The organism is Streptomyces sp. NPDC050546 (genome assembly GCF_044457425.1).
GTDB lineage: Bacteria > Actinomycetota > Actinomycetes > Streptomycetales > Streptomycetaceae > Streptomyces.
The window spans coordinates 1-15,323 of record NZ_JBITGX010000018.1; the positions used below are offsets into that span (position 1 = coordinate 1).

A 15,323-nucleotide genomic window follows, 5' to 3' on the forward strand; every position below is an offset into this window, starting at 1 on the left:
GGGGGGGGGGGCCCCCCCCGGGGGGGGGGGGCCCGGGCGGGGGGGGGGGGGGGGGGGGGGGGGGGGGGGGGGGGGGGGGGGGGCCCCCCCCCCCCCCCCCCCCCCCCCCCCCCGCTCCGTTCGGCCCGACTAGCCGAACTGCTGCTCCAGGTCCTTGAGCTTGCGCTCCAGGGAGTCGAGACGCGGCAGTGCCATGGTGTCGTCCTCGGCCGTGAGGTCGACGGTCACCGGCTCAGCTCCTTTGCGAGCGGGCTGCAGGGAGGGACGCGAGCGGACGGGCAGCGGCTCCGGCGCGGATATGGCAGGCTCCGCGGAGACCTGCGAGGAGCCGCGCTCCACCTGCACCTCGAGCTGCCGGCCGCCGCCGCGGCCGAAGTGGCCGCGGTGACCGCGGCTGATCGCCTTCAGCTGGGCCCGCTCCACGCGCTGCTGGTCGCGGCGCCGCTGCCGGGCCTCGTCCTTCTTGCGCTTGTCGTCGCGCACCTCGTCGACCGCCTCGTCGAGGCTGCGCACGCCCTCCAGGAGCATCAGGGACCAGGCGCTGTACGTCTCCCGGGGGGCCCGCAGCCAGCGCACGATACGGATCTGCGGCAGCGGGCGCGGCACCAGGCCCTGCTCCCGCAGGGCGGCGCGGCGGGTCTGCTTCAGCGCGCGGTCGAAGAGCACCGCCGCCGACAGGGACATGCCCGCGAAGAAGTGGGGGGCACCCGCGTGGCCGACGCCCCTGGGCGCGTGCACCCAGTTGAACCAGGCCGCGGCGAAGGCGAACGTCCAGACCAGTATCCGGGAGCCGAGCGCCGCGTCACCGTGGCTGGCCTCGCGCACCGCGAGCACGGAGCAGAACATCGCCGCGCCGTCCAGGCCGAACGGGACGAGGTACTGCCAGCCGCCGCTGAGGCCGAGGTTCTGCTCGCCGAAGCCGACCAGGCCGTGGAAGGACAGGGCGGCGGCGACGGCCGCGCAGCAGAAGAGGAGGACGTAGGAGACGGTGCCGTAGAGGGCCTCCTTGCGTCTGCGGCGTTCCTCGCTGCGTTCCCAGGAGTCGTCCGCGCTCGTGTCCTTGACCGAGGAGCGCTTGCCGCGCGCGAGAACCGCTATCGCCGCCAGCATGCCCAGGAGAAGCACGGCGCCCGGAAGCAGCCAGTTCAGCGATATGTCGGTCAGTTTCATCTGGGTGGTCCCTTGCATTGGGATAGGGCGTAACGCCCGCCATAGTGGCCCAATCCCAACGGCCCTCAGGGGGTTTCGGGGCAAGAGGCCGCCAAGGAAGTGCAAGGGAATGTTCAGGGCGGCGTTCTGCTCGAACTGCCGCGTGAGGGGCGGGAGTTGAGTTCGAACAAGACTACCCGTACGGGTGGTTCTCCGGGAACTTGCTGCGACTTTCCGCGATGATCCTACGGGAGGAGCCGGCTATTCCTGAGTGCTTCTCAACTGGCGGTGGCCAGCAGCTTGGTGACCCGGTCGGCGTCGCAGGTGCGCGGGCAGGTGGCGCAGGTGTCCTGCGGGCGCAGCGTGTAGAACATGCAGCAGCTCGCGCGGTCCCGGGTGCGCAGCGGCTCGCCGCCGGGGCCGGTCAGCTCGCGGAAGGCGGCCGTGCCCACGTACGGCTTCGTCGCTCCGGGCAGGAGCAGTTCCAGCTCGCGCATCGCGCGCCGTTCCTCGATCTCGCCGAACAGCTGGGCGGTGTACCAGAGCCCCTCGACGATCTCGTCGGTCGCCATGCCCCACAGGGCCCGGCCGCGGCGTCGCATCCGGGGTCCGAAGCCGGCCAGGACCGGCTCCAGGTGCTCGGCGACCGCCGAGCGCACCTCGGCCCGCAGTGCCTCCTCGTCCGGGACGACCCGGGCGCCGGGCAGCGTGGCGGCCTCGTCGCCGGGCAGACAGGCGAAGCCGGCCGGGCGGACGGCCATCCGGCCGATGGGGTGGCCGGGGGCGGTGCGGTCGTACGAGACGTGCGTCACGGGGTAGCGGGGTACGCGGCGGTTCAGGAACCAGGGGACGGTGATCAGCAGGCAGGCGGGCCAGGCGTAGCGGTGCAGGCCGAAGCTGGCGACTACGTCGGGGCGGGCCTCCTGGGCGTAGTCCCGCCGTATCTGGTCCTCGTCCCAGGACAGGAAGGCGTCCAGGGCGGGGCCGGCGGCCGCGAGGTCGGTGGCCGCGGCCCAGGCGCCGCCGCGGGGGGTGTCGTCCTCGGGGTTCAGTTCGGTGACGGCGAGCCCCGGGAGGACCTCGGCCAGACGGGCGTAGGCGCCGGAGACGGCCGAACGGGGCACGGGCATGTGATCACCGATCCACTCAGAGGTAAGCCTAACCTAACTCAAGATCGCTGGGATTTGAACTGGCGCTCGGGGCGCTTATGGTGCTTGACGGACGAGTAACAACCCGCCGTAATGACCCCAAGTACCGACACGTCCGGAGGAGGACCCGTGAAGCAGGGGGCGCAGGGCTCCGCCGGGACGGGGGCTCCTCGGGAGCGGGCGGTGGGGCAGACCGGGCAGGGCGAGCAGGCGCGGGTGCCGCAGCAGGCCGGGGCGGTGCGCGGTGAGCACACGCACAGCGAGCCGGTCCTGCCGCGGCCGCGGCCCGTCGTCCAGCGGTCCTCCGTGCGCGGGCAGATCGTGGACGCGCTGCGGGCCGCGCTGGTGGCGGGGGATCTGCGGCCCGGTGAGGTGTACTCGGCGCCGGTGCTGGGCGAGCGGTTCGGGGTGTCGGCGACGCCGGTACGAGAGGCGATGCAGCAGCTGGCCATCGAGGGTGCCGTCGAGGTCGTGCCGAACCGTGGGTTCCGGGTGGTCGAGCGGGGAGCGCGGGAGCTGGAGGAGCTGGCCGAGGTCCGGTCGCTGATCGAGGTCCCGGTGATGCTGCGGCTGGCCCGTGCCGTTCCCGCCGAGCGGTGGGCCGAGCTGCGGCCTCTCGCCGAGGCGACGGTCCGCGCGGCGTCCTCAGGGTGCCGCGCGACCTACGCGGAGTCCGACCGGGTGTTCCACCGGGCGGTGCTGTCCCTCTCGGGGAACGAGCAGCTGGTCCAGATCGCGGAGGATCTGCACCGGCGGGCGCAGTGGCCGCTGGTCGGGGGCGGGCCGGGGGGCCGGGGGCGGGCCGACCTGGTGGCGGACGCGCATGAACACACGGCGCTGCTGGACGCGTTGGTCGCCCGGGATCTGGATGTGGTGCGGGTGCTGGTGGGGGAGCACTTCGCGGGTCGCGCCTGACGCCGGGTGGTGTCCCTCCCTAGCTGCGGGCATGCGTGCCGCTAGGGGCGGCACGGGTGGGCGCAGCGGCACCCCGCTCCGCCGGGCTGCGCGCCCCCCCGGCCCCAGCACCGACGCCGAGCACCGGGCTGCGCACTCACCCGGCCTCAGCCCCGACGCCGAGCACCGGGCTGCGCACTCACCCGGCCTCAGCCCCGACGCCATGCACCCCGTGACCCGCTCAAGCCGTCGCCGCCGGCGGCAACGGGGCCAACTGCCGGGCCAGCCAGGTCGGTACGCCCCCGAGGAGGCGGAACAGCCGCCGGGCCTCCTCCCGCAGCCGGGACGCCTCCGGCTCGGTCTCCGTGTCCGCCAGTGACACCAGCGCGGGCGCCGTACCGACGAGATACCCCAGCTCCTCCCGGATCCGCAGCGACTCCGCGAAACCGTGGCGCGCCTCCGCCAACTCCCCGTCCCGCAGGGCGAGTCCGGCCAGATGGCGCCACGTGAACGACAGCAACAGCGGGTTGCCGTGCGCCGTCGCCCCCGCGTGCGCACGGCGGTACGCCGCCCGCGCCGCCTGCGGGGCACTCGTCAGGTTCTCCGCCAGCAGACCGCGACGGAAGTCCAGCAGGGCCCGCTGCGGAGCCCCCGGAGGGACCAGCGCGGCCGCCCGCCCCAGCGCGGCCCGCGCCTCGTCGGCCCGGTCCCGCACCGCGAGCAGCGTCGAGGCGTAGGCCAAGTAACCGCGTTCACAAGCGGCCGCGCCCCGCTCGTCGTCGCTGTGGGCCAGCGCCTCGGCCGTGCGCAGCGCGTCCTCGGCCTCCTCCCAGCCCTGCTCGGTGTACAGACACCGTTCCACCAGCAACGACGCGCGCTGGAGCGCCGCCGGCGGCGTATCCGGCAGCAGCAGGGCGGCCGCGTCGTCCCAGCACCCGCGTGAGCGCAGCCGCCATACCGCGGTCTGGAGGGGATCGTCACCAGCGGTCGTTCCGTTACCAGACATGGCGGTATGCGCCACGTTGCCCTCCCCGAGCACGCCATCGAGCTGTTGAGTGGTGGCGGCATCTCAGCACGAATCGCGGGGTCGGGCCAAGGGGGTGGGTGAAGGATTTCACAAAGTCGTGGGACTCAGGGGCGTCCGGGGTTTGGGCCCGGGCACCCCGCGATTCAGCTCATGCGCAGGGCCAGGAAGAAATCCAGCTTGTCCTCGAGCCGTGAGAGGTCACGTCCCGTCAACTGCTCGATCCGTCCGACCCGGTAGCGCAGCGTGTTGACGTGCAGGTGGAGGCGGCCGGCGCAGCGGGTCCAGGAGCCGTCGCAGTCCAGGAACGCCTCAAGGGTGGGGATCAGCTCGGCGCGGTGGCGGCGGTCGTAGTCCCGGAGGGGGTCCAGGAGGCGGGCCGTGAAGGCGCGGCGGACGTCGTCCGGGACGAACGGGAGCAGGAGGACGTGCGACGCCAGTTCCTGGTGGCCCGCCGCGCAGACCCGGCCCGGGCGGGCCGCCGCCACCCGGCGGGCGTGGCGGGCCTCCTCCAGGGCGCCCCGCAGTCCCTCCGCCGAGTGCACGGCCGCGCTGACGCCGAGGGTGAGGTGCCCGTCACCGTCGAGACCCGCCGTGAGGGGGTCCCGTACGGATTCCAGGAGGACGTCGGCGAGGACGCCGGTCTCGGAGCCGTCGTGCTCCGTCGAGACGGCGGGCAGGGGGACCAGGGCGATGGCCTCGTCGCCGGTGTGGGCGACGGCGATGCGGTCGGAGTGCTCCGGGCCCGCCGCCAGGGGGTCGACGAGGATCTCCTCCAGCAGCGCCTGGGCCACCGGGCCGCCCTCGATCTCGTCCCCGTCCCAGTCGACGCGGGCCACGACCACCTGCCAGTGCGGCGCGGCCCCGAGGCCGGGCAGCAGGACGGGGGCCGCGACGCGCAGGCGGGCGGCGATCTCGGCGGGGGCGGCGCCCGTCTGGACGAGTTCCAGGACCTCCTGGGCGAGGCGGCGGCGGACCGTGCGGGCCGCGTCGCGGCGGTCCCGCTCGACCGCGATCAGCTGGGTGACGCCGTGCAGCAGGTCCAGGCGCTCCTCGGCCCAGTCCCCGGCGTCCGCCTCGACGGCCAGCAGCCAGTCGGACAGCAGGGTCTCGCGCGCGTCCCGGGCGGTCTGCGGTGAGCGGCCCGCCGAGCGGATCGGGAACAGGGAGTAGGTGGTGCCGCCCAGGAGGACGCGGTGCGGGGCGCGGCGGCCCGTGCGGGTAGCGGTCAGGTGTTCAGCCGCCAGGTGCCCGCAGGTCTCGGCGGGCAGGGCGGCGGGGCCCGCGGCCTTCGATCCCGCGATCAGCCGGCCGGCGGGGGAGAGGACCCAGGCCCGTAGGTCCAGGTCCGAGCCGAGCAGGTCAAGGACCACGTCCGGGCCGCCGCCCGCCGGGCCCGAGGTCATCATCCGGCGGTGGCGGTCGACCACGGCCGCGAGGTCGCCTGCGCGCTCGCCGGAGACCTGCCGTACGACGTGCTCGGTGATCGTCGCGAACGCCACCGACTCGTGCACCGCGAGGAGGGGGAGGCGGTGGCGGGCGCAGGCCGCGATCAGGTCTTCCGGTACGTCGCCCAGCTCGGCCTCGCCCGCGGCGAGGGCCGTCACGCCCTGCTGCGTCAGGATCCGGACGAACGGCTCCGAGTCCTCGGCGTCCCGGCGCCAGGCCAGGCCCGTGAGCACCAGCTCGCCGCCCGAGAGGTAGCGGCTGGGGTCGCGGAGGTCGGTGGTCATCACGCCGCGCACCGTGCGGTCCAGCTCCTCCTCGCCGCCGAGCAGCTTGAGGCCCAGCGCGTCGGTGTCCAGCAGTGCGCGCAGCCGCATTCTCGTCGCCGCCGTTTCTTTGTCTCGAAATCAAGCCCCTGCCCCGGTTGTGTTCCAGGTCACGCGGCTGTGTCGCGCGTTTCCACAGGAGAACGAGGAGGTTTCTGATGACCTCCGTTCATACGAATCTACAAGATGACCGTCCTGGCCAGCCAACTCCTTCATGGTTTCCGTGACTGACCCCGTCGGAGTACCCCGCTGTGTACTGAGGCCACGAAGCGTGAACAGCACATGAACGAGCCGGGACCGCCGCACACGGATTGGCTCAATCTGAACGCCCCACGAGAAGACGGAGAAGAGAGCCGGTCATGGACTTCCTTCGCCCCGCCAGCTGGGAGGAGGCGCTCGCCGCTAAGGCCGAGCACCCCACAGCTGTGCCGATTGCGGGTGGCACCGACGTGATGGTCGAGATCAACTTCGACCACCGCCGGCCCGAGTACCTCATGGACCTGAACCGCGTCGGCGATCTCTCCGAGTGGGAGGTCGGCGAGGAGACCGTACGGCTGGGTGCCTCCGTGCCGTACACGAGGATCATGGAGAATCTGCGCGCCGAGCTGCCGGGTCTCGCCCTCGCCTCGCACACGGTCGCCTCCCCGCAGATCCGCAACCGCGGCGGTGTGGGCGGCAACCTCGGCACCGCCTCCCCGGCCGGCGACGCCCACCCCGCCCTGCTCGCCGCGGGCGCCGAGGTGGAGGTCGAGTCGGTGCGCGGGTCGCGCCGTATCCCGATCGACGAGTTCTACAAGGGCGTGAAGCGCAATGCGCTGGCCGCGGACGAGCTCATCCGTGCCGTGCACGTGAGGAAGGCCGACGGGCCCCAGCAGTTCTCCAAGGTGGGGACCAGGAACGCGATGGTCATCGCCGTGTGCGCGTTCGGTCTCGCGCTGCATCCCGAGACGCGGACCGTGCGGACGGGCATCGGTTCGGCCGCCCCGACGCCCATTCGGGCCAAGGCCGCCGAGGAGTTTCTGAACGCGGCTCTGGAGGAGGGCGGCTTCTGGGACAACGGGAAGATCGTCACCCCGTCGGTCGCCAAGCAGTTCGCCGATCTGTGCTCCGCCGCCTGCAACCCGATCGACGACGTCCGGGGCACCGCGAGCTACCGCCGCCACGCGGTCGGCGTCATGGCCCGCCGCACGCTGACCTGGACCTGGGAGTCCTACCGCGGCACCCGCCGCCTCACCGAGGGAGCTGCGTGATGCGCGTCAACTTCACGGTCAACGGCCGTCCGCAGGAAGCCGACGACGTGTGGGAGGGCGAGTCCCTGCTGTACGTGCTGCGGGAGCGCATGGGCCTTCCCGGGTCCAAGAACGCCTGCGAGCAGGGCGAGTGCGGGTCGTGCACGGTCCGGCTCGACGGCGTGCCGGTGTGTTCGTGTCTGGTGGCCGCCGGGCAGGTGGAGGGCCGCGAGGTCGTCACCGTCGAGGGGCTCGCGGACTTCGCCCAGCAGCGTGCCGAGCAGGGTGGCTGCGCGACCGGCGCCTGCGGTACGTCGTTGCAGGACGCCCGGGGGTGGCAGGCCAAGGGCGCCGACTCGCAGACCGGTGAGGGCACCGAGCTCTCCCCGATCCAGCAGGCGTTCATCGACGCCGGCGCCGTCCAGTGCGGCTTCTGCACGCCGGGTCTGCTGGTCGCCGCCGACGAGATGCTGGAGCGGAACCCGAACCCGAGCGACGCGGACATCCGCGAGGCGCTGTCGGGCAACCTGTGCCGCTGCACCGGCTACGAGAAGATCATGGACGCGGTCCGCCTGGCGGCCGCCCGGCAGGGAGAGGCGGTCTGAGCATGCCCACCAATGGCGCACCCACGAAGATCACCCAGGGCTCCCGGACCAAGGGCGGTATCGGCGAGTCCACGCTCCGCCCGGACGGGACCCTCAAGGTCACCGGCGAGTTCGCGTACTCGTCCGACATGTGGCACGAGGACATGCTGTGGGGGCAGATCCTCCGGTCCACCGTCGCGCACGCCGAGATCGTGTCCATCGACACGAGTGAGGCGCTGGCCATGGCGGGTGTCTACGCCGTGCTGACGTACGACGACCTGCCGACCGAGGTGAAGAACTACGGGCTGGAGATCCAGGACACCCCGGTTCTCGCCCACGGCAAGGTCCGTCATCACGGGGAACCGGTCGCGATCGTCGCCGCCGACCATCCGGAGACGGCCCGGCGCGCCGCCGCGAAGATCAAGGTCGACTACCGCGAACTGCCCGTCATCACCGACGAGGCGTCGGCGACGGCGCCGGACGCGATCCTCGTCCACGAGGGCCGCGACGACCACCACGCCGGGCACGTCCCGCACCCGAACATCGTCCACCGCCAGCCGATCATCCGCGGTGACGTCGACGCCGCACGGCGGCGGGCCGATGTCATCGTCGAGGGCGAGTACACCTTCGGCATGCAGGACCAGGCCTTCCTCGGCCCCGAGTCCGGCCTCGCCGTACCGGAGGAGGACGGCGGCGTCCACCTCTACATCGCCACCCAGTGGCTGCACAGCGACCTGCGCCAGATCGCGCCCGTGCTCGGCCTGCCCGAGGACAAGGTGCGGATGACGCTGTCCGGTGTCGGCGGCGCGTTCGGCGGCCGCGAGGACCTGTCGATGCAGATCCACGCCTGCCTGCTGGCGCTGCGGACCGGTAAACCCGTCAAGATCGTCTACAACCGGTTCGAGTCCTTCTTCGGGCACGTCCACCGCCACCCGGCGAAGCTGTACTACGAGCACGGGGCCACCAGCGACGGCAAGCTCACCCACATGAAGTGCCGGATCGTCCTGGACGGCGGCGCCTACGCCTCCGCCTCCCCGGCTGTCGTCGGCAACGCCTCCTCCCTGTCCGTGGGCCCGTACGTGATCGACGACGTGGACATCGAGGCCGTCGCCCTCTACACCAACAACCCGCCCTGCGGCGCCATGCGCGGCTTCGGCGCGGTCCAGGCCTGCTTCGCCTACGAGGCGCAGATGGACAAGCTGGCGCAGCGGCTCGGTTTGGACCCGGTGGAGTTCCGGCAGCTCAACGCCATGGAACAGGGCACGCTCCTGCCGACGGGACAGCCCGTCGACTCCCCGGCCCCGGTCGCCGAACTCCTGCGCCGCGTCAAGGCGATGCCGATGCCGCCGGAGCGCCAGTGGGAGAGCAGCGAGGGCGCCGACGTACGGCAACTGCCCGGTGGTCTGTCCAACACCACGCACGGAGAAGGCGTCGTACGCGGTGTCGGCTACGCGGTCGGCATCAAGAACGTGGGCTTCTCCGAGGGCTTCGACGACTACTCGACCGCGAAGGTGCGGATGGAGGTCGTGGGCGGTGAGCCCGTGGTCACCGTCCACACGGCCATGGCCGAGGTCGGGCAGGGCGGTGTCACCGTCCACGCGCAGATCGCCCGCACCGAGCTGGGCGTCACACAGGTGACCATCAACCCTGCCGACACCCAGGTGGGCAGCGCCGGTTCGACCTCGGCCTCCCGGCAGACGTACGTCACCGGCGGCGCCGTCAAGAACGCCTGCGAGCTCGTCCGCGAGAAGGTCCTGGAGATCGGGCGCCGCAAGTTCGGCTCCTACCACCCGGCCTGGGCCACGGCCGAGCTGCTGCTGGAGGGCGGCAAGGTCGTCACCGACGGCGGTGAGGTCCTCACCGGTCTGGCCGACGTCCTGGAGGGCGAGAGCGTCGAGGTCGAGGAGGAGTGGCGGCACCGCCCGACCGAGCCCTTCGACCTGCGCACCGGGCAGGGCAACGGCCACGTCCAGTACTCCTTCGCCGCACACCGCGCCGTCGTCGAGGTCGACACCGAGCTCGGGCTGGTGAAGGTCATCGAGCTGGGCTGCGCCCAGGACGTCGGCAAGGCGCTCAACCCGCTGTCCGTGCTCGGCCAGATCCAGGGCGGCACGACACAGGGCCTGGGCGTGGCGGTCATGGAGGAGATCGTCGTCGACCCGAAGACGGCGAAGGTCAGGAACCCCTCCTTTACCGACTACCTGATCCCGACCATCCTCGACACGCCGACCATCCCGGTCGACGTCCTCGAACTCGCCGACGAGCACGCCCCGTACGGGCTGCGCGGCATCGGCGAAGCACCCACCCTGTCGTCGACGCCGGCGGTCCTCGCGGCCATCCGGAACGCGACCGGGCTCGAGCTGAACCGGACTCCGGTACGGCCCGAGCACCTCACGGGTACGTCACTCTCCCAGGCCTGAACAGGAGAGTTCCGTCCGGGGGCCGCGTTCCCGTGTCCCCCGGACCCCTTTTCGTTCGTCTCGGGCCGTCCCCCGGGTCGTGCATCCCAACCCCCTATGAAACTTGGGAGTAGGCCCACATGACCCAGCAGTCAGTAGAGCCGAGGACCACAGCCGAGGACGCGGGCGAAGGCACCCGCGTCCCGGCCGGACGGTCCTGGCTCGACCGGTACTTCCACATATCCGGCAGAGGATCGACGGTCGCGCGCGAGGTGCGCGGTGGTGTCACCACCTTCATGGCGATGGCGTACATCCTCCTGCTCAACCCGCTGATCCTGTCCGGCAAGGACGTGGCGGGGGACACCCTGGCGCAGAAGGGCGTGATCACCGCGACCGCCTTCGCGGCGGCCCTGACCACGCTGCTGATGGGGTTCGTCGGCAAGGTGCCGCTCGCCCTCGCCGCGGGCCTCTCCGTCTCCGGAGTCCTCGCCTCCCAGGTCGCGCCCGAGATGACCTGGCCGCAGGCGATGGGCATGTGCGTGATGTACGGCGTGATCATCATGCTGCTGGTCGTCACCGGCCTGCGCGAGATGATCATGAACGCGATCCCGCTCGCGCTCAAGCACGGCATCACCATGGGCATCGGCCTGTTCATCGCCCTCATCGGCTTCTACAAGTCCGGCTTCGTGCACCAGGGCAAGGCGACCCCCGTGACGCTCGGCCCGGCGGGTGAACTGGCCGGCTGGCCGGTCCTGCTCTTCGCCGGCACCCTGCTGCTGATCTTCATGCTCCAGGCCCGGAACATCCCGGGCGCCATCCTCATCGGCATCGTCGGCGGCACGATCGTGGCCGCGATCCTGAACGCGGCCGGCGTCATCGACCCCAAGCAGTGGCAGGGCGGCGCACCCGAACTGCACGGCAGCGCGGTGTCCATGCCCGACTTCTCGCTCTTCGGGGACGTGGAGTTCGGCGGCTGGGGCGAGGTCGGCGCGATGACCGTCGGCATGATCGTCTTCACACTGGTGCTGGCCGGGTTCTTCGACGCGATGGCGACGATCATCGGCGTCGGTACCGAGGCCAAGCTCGCCGACGACAAGGGCCGGATGCCGGGCCTGTCCAAGGCGCTGTTCATCGACGGGGCCGGCGGCGCGATCGGAGGCGTGGCCGGCGGCTCCGGGCAGACCGTGTTCATCGAGTCCGCGACGGGTGTCGGGGAGGGCGCGCGCACGGGCCTCGCCTCGGTCGTCACCGGCGCGTTCTTCGCGGCCTGCCTGTTCTTCACACCGCTGACGGCGATCGTGCCGCAGGAGGTCGCGTCCGCCGCCCTCGTCGTCATCGGCGCGATGATGCTGATGAACGCCCGGCACGTGGACTGGGCCGACCGGGCCACCGCCATCCCGGTGTTCCTGACGGTCGTCCTGATGCCGTTCACGTACACCATCACCACCGGTGTCGCCGCGGGCGTCATCTCCTACGCCGCCATCAAGACCGCCCAGGGCAAGTGGCGCGAGATCGGCGCCTTCATGTGGATCCTGACGGCGGTGTTCCTCCTGTACTTCGCCCTCAACCCGATCGAGAGCTGGCTGGGCGTCCACTGACGCCTGGCGCACCAGCCCCGCAGCCTTAAGGAGACCGAGACAGATGCTGGACATCGCCGAGGAGCTGAACCGGTGGGTCGAGCAGGGCCGTGACTTCGCCGTGGCCACCGTGGTGGCCGTCGGCGGCAGCGCGCCCCGGCAGCCCGGCGCCGCGCTCGCGGTGGACGCCGAGGGCACGGCGATCGGCTCGGTCTCCGGCGGCTGTGTGGAGGGCGCGGTCTACGAGCTGTGCCAACAGGCGCTGCGGGACGGCGAGACGGTCCTGGAGCGCTTCGGCTACAGCGACGACGACGCCTTCGCCGTGGGTCTGACCTGCGGCGGCGTCATCGACATCCTGGTCACCCCGGTACCGGCCGCCGATCCGGTCCGTCCGGTGGTCGCGGCCGCGCTCACCGCCGCCGCTCAAGGGGAGGCGGCGGCGGTGGCCCGGATCGTGTCGGGCCCGCCCGAACTGACGGGCCGGGCCCTGCTGGTCCGACCCGACGGGTCCTTCGACGGCGGCTTCGGCGCCCATCCGGAACTGGACCGCACGGTCGCCGCCGAAGCGGGCGCCTTCCTGGACGCCGGCCGCACGGGCACCCTGGAGATCGGAGAGCAGGGCTCACGCTGCGGAGCACCGCTCACGGTCCTGGTCGAGTCCTCGGTCCCGGCGCCCCGGATGATCGTCTTCGGCGCGATCGACTTCGCGTCCGCCCTGGTCCGCATGGGCAAGTTCCTCGGCTACCACGTCACGGTGTGCGACGCACGGCCCGTCTTCGCGACCCGGACGCGTTTCCCCGAGGCCGACGAGATCGTCGTCGAGTGGCCCCACCGGTACCTGGAGGGCACGGTCGTGGACGCCCGTACGGTCCTGTGCGTGCTGACCCACGATGCCAAGTTCGACGTGCCCCTGCTGCGGCTGGCGCTGCGGCTGCCGGTGGCGTACGTCGGCGCCATGGGCTCCCGGCGCACCCACCTGGACCGCAACGCCCGCCTGCGGGAAGTCGGCGTCACCGAGCTGGAGTTGAGCCGCCTGCGCTCCCCGATCGGCCTGGACCTCGGCGCCCGTACGCCCGAGGAGACGGCCCTGTCCATCGCCTCGGAGATCGTCGCCGGGCGGCGCGGAGGCAGCGGGGTGTCGCTGACCGGGGCCCACACCCCGATCCACCACGAGCCGGAGCCGGGGGCGGTGGGGCGGATCGGGACGGTGGCCTGAGGCCCCGGGAACCGGTCCCGGCCTCCGAGGGTTCTCGTGCGGAAGGGTTCCCGGCGCCCCTCACGCCTGTCTCAGCAGGCGGTTCAGCGCCCGGCCGAACACATAACGTGCCGAGGGCCGCACCACGCCGTCGAAGAGCGACGGCAGCAGCCGGATCCGGATCTCCTCCCGCCACAGCACGCGGGTGCGGCCGCCGGGTCCCGGCCGCACCTCCAGCTCCGCCCAGCCCAGGACCACCCGGCCCCGCTTCTCCAGACGGCATATCCCCGGAACCCCCTCCTCCGGCGGCTCCCAGACCGTGACCTCCATCGGGTCGTCGAAGGACAGCGGCCCGACACCCGTGCGAGCCACGACGAGAGTGCCGACGCGGGTCGGCCCGGCCGGGACCGGGCCGACCCGCGTCAAGGGCACCCCCTCACCGTGCCGCTGCCACTGCGTGATCCGCCGCCACGCCTCGTCGAGGGGGAGCGGGACGGTCCGTTCGAGCAGGATGTTCGCCACGTCCCGATCGTAGGGAACCCACGCTGCTCGGCGGCCCGCTCGGGTACGGCTCACCCACTCGGCCCAGAGCCGCCCGAGGGTTCGCGCCCCACCGGTACTCCTTCCCGGGCTATGCGCAGCGTGTATACGCGCGATGTGTAGTCCTGTGGCGTTTGAGACGGCCGTACCGCGGCACTCGCCAGCACCGAAGGCGGGCGATCGTCGCAGGGAGGACCGCCGCATGACCTCGTACGCCGTCGTGATCCCGACCGTCGTCCGGGACACCCTCGCCGACTGCCTGGCGGCGCTCGCCGCCGCGACCGGGCCCCGCCCCGGCGAGATCGTCCTCGTCGACGACCGGACCGACCCCGGCCCCGGGCAGCTGGAACATCCGCTGAGCGTCCTCGGTGATCTGCGGGGGCGCACCACAGTGCTGGGCGGCGGCGGTCGTGGGCCCGCCGCCGCCCGCAACACCGGGCTGCGCGCCGTGACGGCGCCGTGGACCGTGTTCCTCGACGACGACGTCCAGGTCGGGCCCCACTGGTGCGATCAGCTGGCCGAGGACCTCGCCGAGGCGTCGCCCGACATCGCGGGCGTCCAGGGCGTCATCGCCGTCCCGCTGCCCGGCGAACGCCGCCCCACCGACTGGGAACGCGGCACGGCGGGACTCGCCCGCGCCCACTGGATCACCTCCGACATGGCGTACCGCACGGAGGCGCTCAAGCAGGTCGGCGGCTTCGACGAACGCTTCGAGCGTGCCTTCCGCGAGGACGCCGACCTCGCGCTGCGCGTGCTCGACTCGGGCTGGCGCATCCGGCAGGGCCGCCGCACCACACGGCACCCCGTGCACCCCGCCTCCCGCTGGGTGTCGGTGCGCCAGCAGCGCGGCAACGCCGACGACGCCCTCATGCGGCGTCTGCACGGGCCCGACTGGTGGGACAAGGCGGTCGCGCCACGCGGCCGGATCCGCTCCCACGCGGCGATCACGACAGCGGGTGTCGCGGCGTGCGCGCTCGCCGCCGCCGGGCACGGACGGGCCGCGACGGCCTGCGCGCTCGGCTGGGCGGCCGGCACGGCGGAGCTCGCCCGGGCCCGTATCGCGCTCGGCCCGCGCACCCGTCACGAGGTGACGACCATGGTGGCGACCAGCGTGCTCATCCCGCCGGCCGCGACCTGGCACCGCCTGACGGGCGCCTGGCGCCACCGCCACGCCCCCGCCTGGCAGGAGGAGACCGCCCCGTGAACCCGGTGAAGGCCGTGCTGTTCCACCGTGACGGCACCCTGGTGGAGGACGTCCCCCGCAACGCCGGCCCAGGCGGCGTACGCCCCGTGGCGGGCGCCCGCGAGGCGCTCGCCCTGCTGCGTGCCCGCGGCATCCGCACCGGCGTCGTCACCCAGCAGCCCGGTGTCGTACCCGGACCGCTGACCGATGCCGACGTCCGTCGCGTCCAACACCGCGTCGACGAACTTCTCGGCCCCTTCGACGTGTTCGCCGTCTGCCCGCACGGCCCCGGCGACGGCTGCAACTGCCGCGCACCGCACCCCGGCCTGCTGCTCTGGGCGGCCGGGCGGATCTGCACCGCACCCACCGGCCTCGTCGTCATCGGCGACAACGACGCCGGCATGGCGGCCGCTCGGCGGGCCGGTGCCCGCGGCATCCTCGTACCGACCGCACGGACCGGCCCGGAGGAGACGGTGCGTGCGGACCATGTCGCCCCGGACCTGACGACGGCGGTCCGCGCGGTGCTGGACGGGCCGCCCCAGGGCCGTGTCCTGGCCGATGAACGCCCCATCCAGGAGGCCTTCACGGCCGGTCCCGGGCCGGACGGCGTCAGGTAGGCGCCAGATAGG

The 15,323-nt window shown here is 72.7% G+C and carries 13 protein-coding genes; 8 read left to right on the top strand and 5 right to left on the bottom strand.

The window, feature by feature from the left end:
* Nucleotides 1–129: 129 nt before the first annotated feature.
* Together ACIBK5_RS34740 and ACIBK5_RS34745 are read right to left on the bottom strand one after the other, a co-directional pair.
* Nucleotides 130–1,170 carry a DUF2637 domain-containing protein gene (locus ACIBK5_RS34740; protein ID WP_399025952.1) on the bottom strand — a complete coding sequence of 347 codons (1,041 nt, stop codon included), beginning with the start codon at nucleotides 1,168–1,170 and terminating at the stop codon, nucleotides 130–132.
* A gap of 257 nt (nucleotides 1,171–1,427) precedes the next feature.
* On the bottom strand, nucleotides 1,428–2,279 hold the full coding sequence (locus ACIBK5_RS34745; protein WP_399025953.1) for a (2Fe-2S)-binding protein: 852 nt from the start codon (nucleotides 2,277–2,279) through the stop codon (nucleotides 1,428–1,430).
* A gap of 147 nt (nucleotides 2,280–2,426) precedes the next feature.
* Between ACIBK5_RS34745 and ACIBK5_RS34750 the strand changes: the two genes are divergently transcribed.
* Nucleotides 2,427–3,212 (top strand): GntR family transcriptional regulator, encoded by a 786-nt coding sequence (locus tag ACIBK5_RS34750; protein ID WP_399025955.1) that lies wholly within the window; start codon nucleotides 2,427–2,429, stop codon nucleotides 3,210–3,212.
* Nucleotides 3,213–3,432: 220 nt separating this feature from the next.
* Here the strand turns inward: ACIBK5_RS34750 and ACIBK5_RS34755 are convergent, their stop codons facing one another.
* A complete protein-coding gene (locus ACIBK5_RS34755; protein ID WP_399025957.1) occupies nucleotides 3,433–4,197 on the bottom strand; it encodes a hypothetical protein in 765 nt (254 codons plus the stop codon).
* Nucleotides 4,198–4,361: 164 nt separating this feature from the next.
* The gene (locus tag ACIBK5_RS34760) at nucleotides 4,362–6,038 is read right to left on the bottom strand and encodes a PucR family transcriptional regulator (RefSeq protein WP_399025959.1); all 1,677 of its coding nucleotides are present in this window, start codon (nucleotides 6,036–6,038) and stop codon (nucleotides 4,362–4,364) included.
* Nucleotides 6,039–6,346: 308 nt separating this feature from the next.
* Here ACIBK5_RS34760 and ACIBK5_RS34765 point away from each other — a divergent pair, with 308 nt between their 5' ends.
* From ACIBK5_RS34765 to ACIBK5_RS34785, 5 genes are all read left to right on the top strand, one after another.
* Nucleotides 6,347–7,237, top strand: coding sequence for an FAD binding domain-containing protein (locus ACIBK5_RS34765; RefSeq protein WP_399025961.1), 891 nt, complete (start codon nucleotides 6,347–6,349; stop codon nucleotides 7,235–7,237).
* Complete coding sequence (locus tag ACIBK5_RS34770) at nucleotides 7,237–7,821, top strand: (2Fe-2S)-binding protein (protein ID WP_399025963.1); 585 nt, start codon at nucleotides 7,237–7,239, stop codon at nucleotides 7,819–7,821. The genes ACIBK5_RS34765 and ACIBK5_RS34770 overlap by 1 nt, the downstream gene beginning before the upstream one ends.
* 2 nt (nucleotides 7,822–7,823) lie before the next feature.
* Nucleotides 7,824–10,220, top strand: coding sequence for a xanthine dehydrogenase family protein molybdopterin-binding subunit (locus tag ACIBK5_RS34775; protein ID WP_399025964.1), 2,397 nt, complete (start codon nucleotides 7,824–7,826; stop codon nucleotides 10,218–10,220).
* 119 nt (nucleotides 10,221–10,339) lie between these two features.
* Nucleotides 10,340–11,797: an NCS2 family permease gene (locus ACIBK5_RS34780; RefSeq protein WP_399025965.1), complete on the top strand. Its 1,458-nt coding sequence runs from the start codon at nucleotides 10,340–10,342 to the stop codon at nucleotides 11,795–11,797.
* A gap of 43 nt (nucleotides 11,798–11,840) precedes the next feature.
* Nucleotides 11,841–12,992, top strand: coding sequence for an XdhC family protein (locus ACIBK5_RS34785; protein WP_399025967.1), 1,152 nt, complete (start codon nucleotides 11,841–11,843; stop codon nucleotides 12,990–12,992).
* A 60-nt stretch (nucleotides 12,993–13,052) separates the two neighbouring features.
* Here ACIBK5_RS34785 and ACIBK5_RS34790 read toward each other — a convergent pair whose 3' ends face one another.
* Nucleotides 13,053–13,493, bottom strand: a complete 441-nt coding sequence (locus ACIBK5_RS34790) for an SRPBCC family protein (protein WP_399025969.1) — start codon at nucleotides 13,491–13,493, stop codon at nucleotides 13,053–13,055.
* Nucleotides 13,494–13,713: 220 nt separating this feature from the next.
* On the opposite strand from ACIBK5_RS34790, the gene ACIBK5_RS34795 reads away from it, so the two are divergent.
* Nucleotides 13,714–14,715, top strand: a complete 1,002-nt coding sequence (locus ACIBK5_RS34795) for a glycosyltransferase family 2 protein (RefSeq protein ID WP_399025971.1) — start codon at nucleotides 13,714–13,716, stop codon at nucleotides 14,713–14,715.
* Nucleotides 14,712–15,311 (top strand): HAD-IIIA family hydrolase, encoded by a 600-nt coding sequence (locus ACIBK5_RS34800; RefSeq protein ID WP_399025973.1) that lies wholly within the window; start codon nucleotides 14,712–14,714, stop codon nucleotides 15,309–15,311. Before ACIBK5_RS34795 ends, ACIBK5_RS34800 begins: the two co-directional genes overlap by 4 nt.
* Nucleotides 15,312–15,323 lie beyond the last annotated feature (12 nt).

What these genes read in the sequence shown, in the direction of transcription:
- ACIBK5_RS34760 (WP_399025959.1), bottom strand. Translation starts at nt 6,038, where the DNA reads ATGCGGCTGCGCGCACTGCTGGACACCGACGCGCTGGGCCTCAAGCTG.
- ACIBK5_RS34740 (WP_399025952.1), bottom strand. Translation starts at nt 1,170, where the DNA reads ATGAAACTGACCGACATATCGCTGAACTGGCTGCTTCCGGGCGCCGTG.
- ACIBK5_RS34755 (WP_399025957.1), bottom strand. Translation starts at nt 4,197, where the DNA reads ATGTCTGGTAACGGAACGACCGCTGGTGACGATCCCCTCCAGACCGCG.
- ACIBK5_RS34780 (WP_399025965.1), top strand. Translation starts at nt 10,340, where the DNA reads ATGACCCAGCAGTCAGTAGAGCCGAGGACCACAGCCGAGGACGCGGGC.
- ACIBK5_RS34785 (WP_399025967.1), top strand. Translation starts at nt 11,841, where the DNA reads ATGCTGGACATCGCCGAGGAGCTGAACCGGTGGGTCGAGCAGGGCCGT.
- ACIBK5_RS34795 (WP_399025971.1), top strand. Translation starts at nt 13,714, where the DNA reads ATGACCTCGTACGCCGTCGTGATCCCGACCGTCGTCCGGGACACCCTC.
- ACIBK5_RS34770 (WP_399025963.1), top strand. Translation starts at nt 7,237, where the DNA reads ATGCGCGTCAACTTCACGGTCAACGGCCGTCCGCAGGAAGCCGACGAC.
- ACIBK5_RS34765 (WP_399025961.1), top strand. Translation starts at nt 6,347, where the DNA reads ATGGACTTCCTTCGCCCCGCCAGCTGGGAGGAGGCGCTCGCCGCTAAG.
- ACIBK5_RS34775 (WP_399025964.1), top strand. Translation starts at nt 7,824, where the DNA reads ATGCCCACCAATGGCGCACCCACGAAGATCACCCAGGGCTCCCGGACC.
- ACIBK5_RS34745 (WP_399025953.1), bottom strand. Translation starts at nt 2,279, where the DNA reads ATGCCCGTGCCCCGTTCGGCCGTCTCCGGCGCCTACGCCCGTCTGGCC.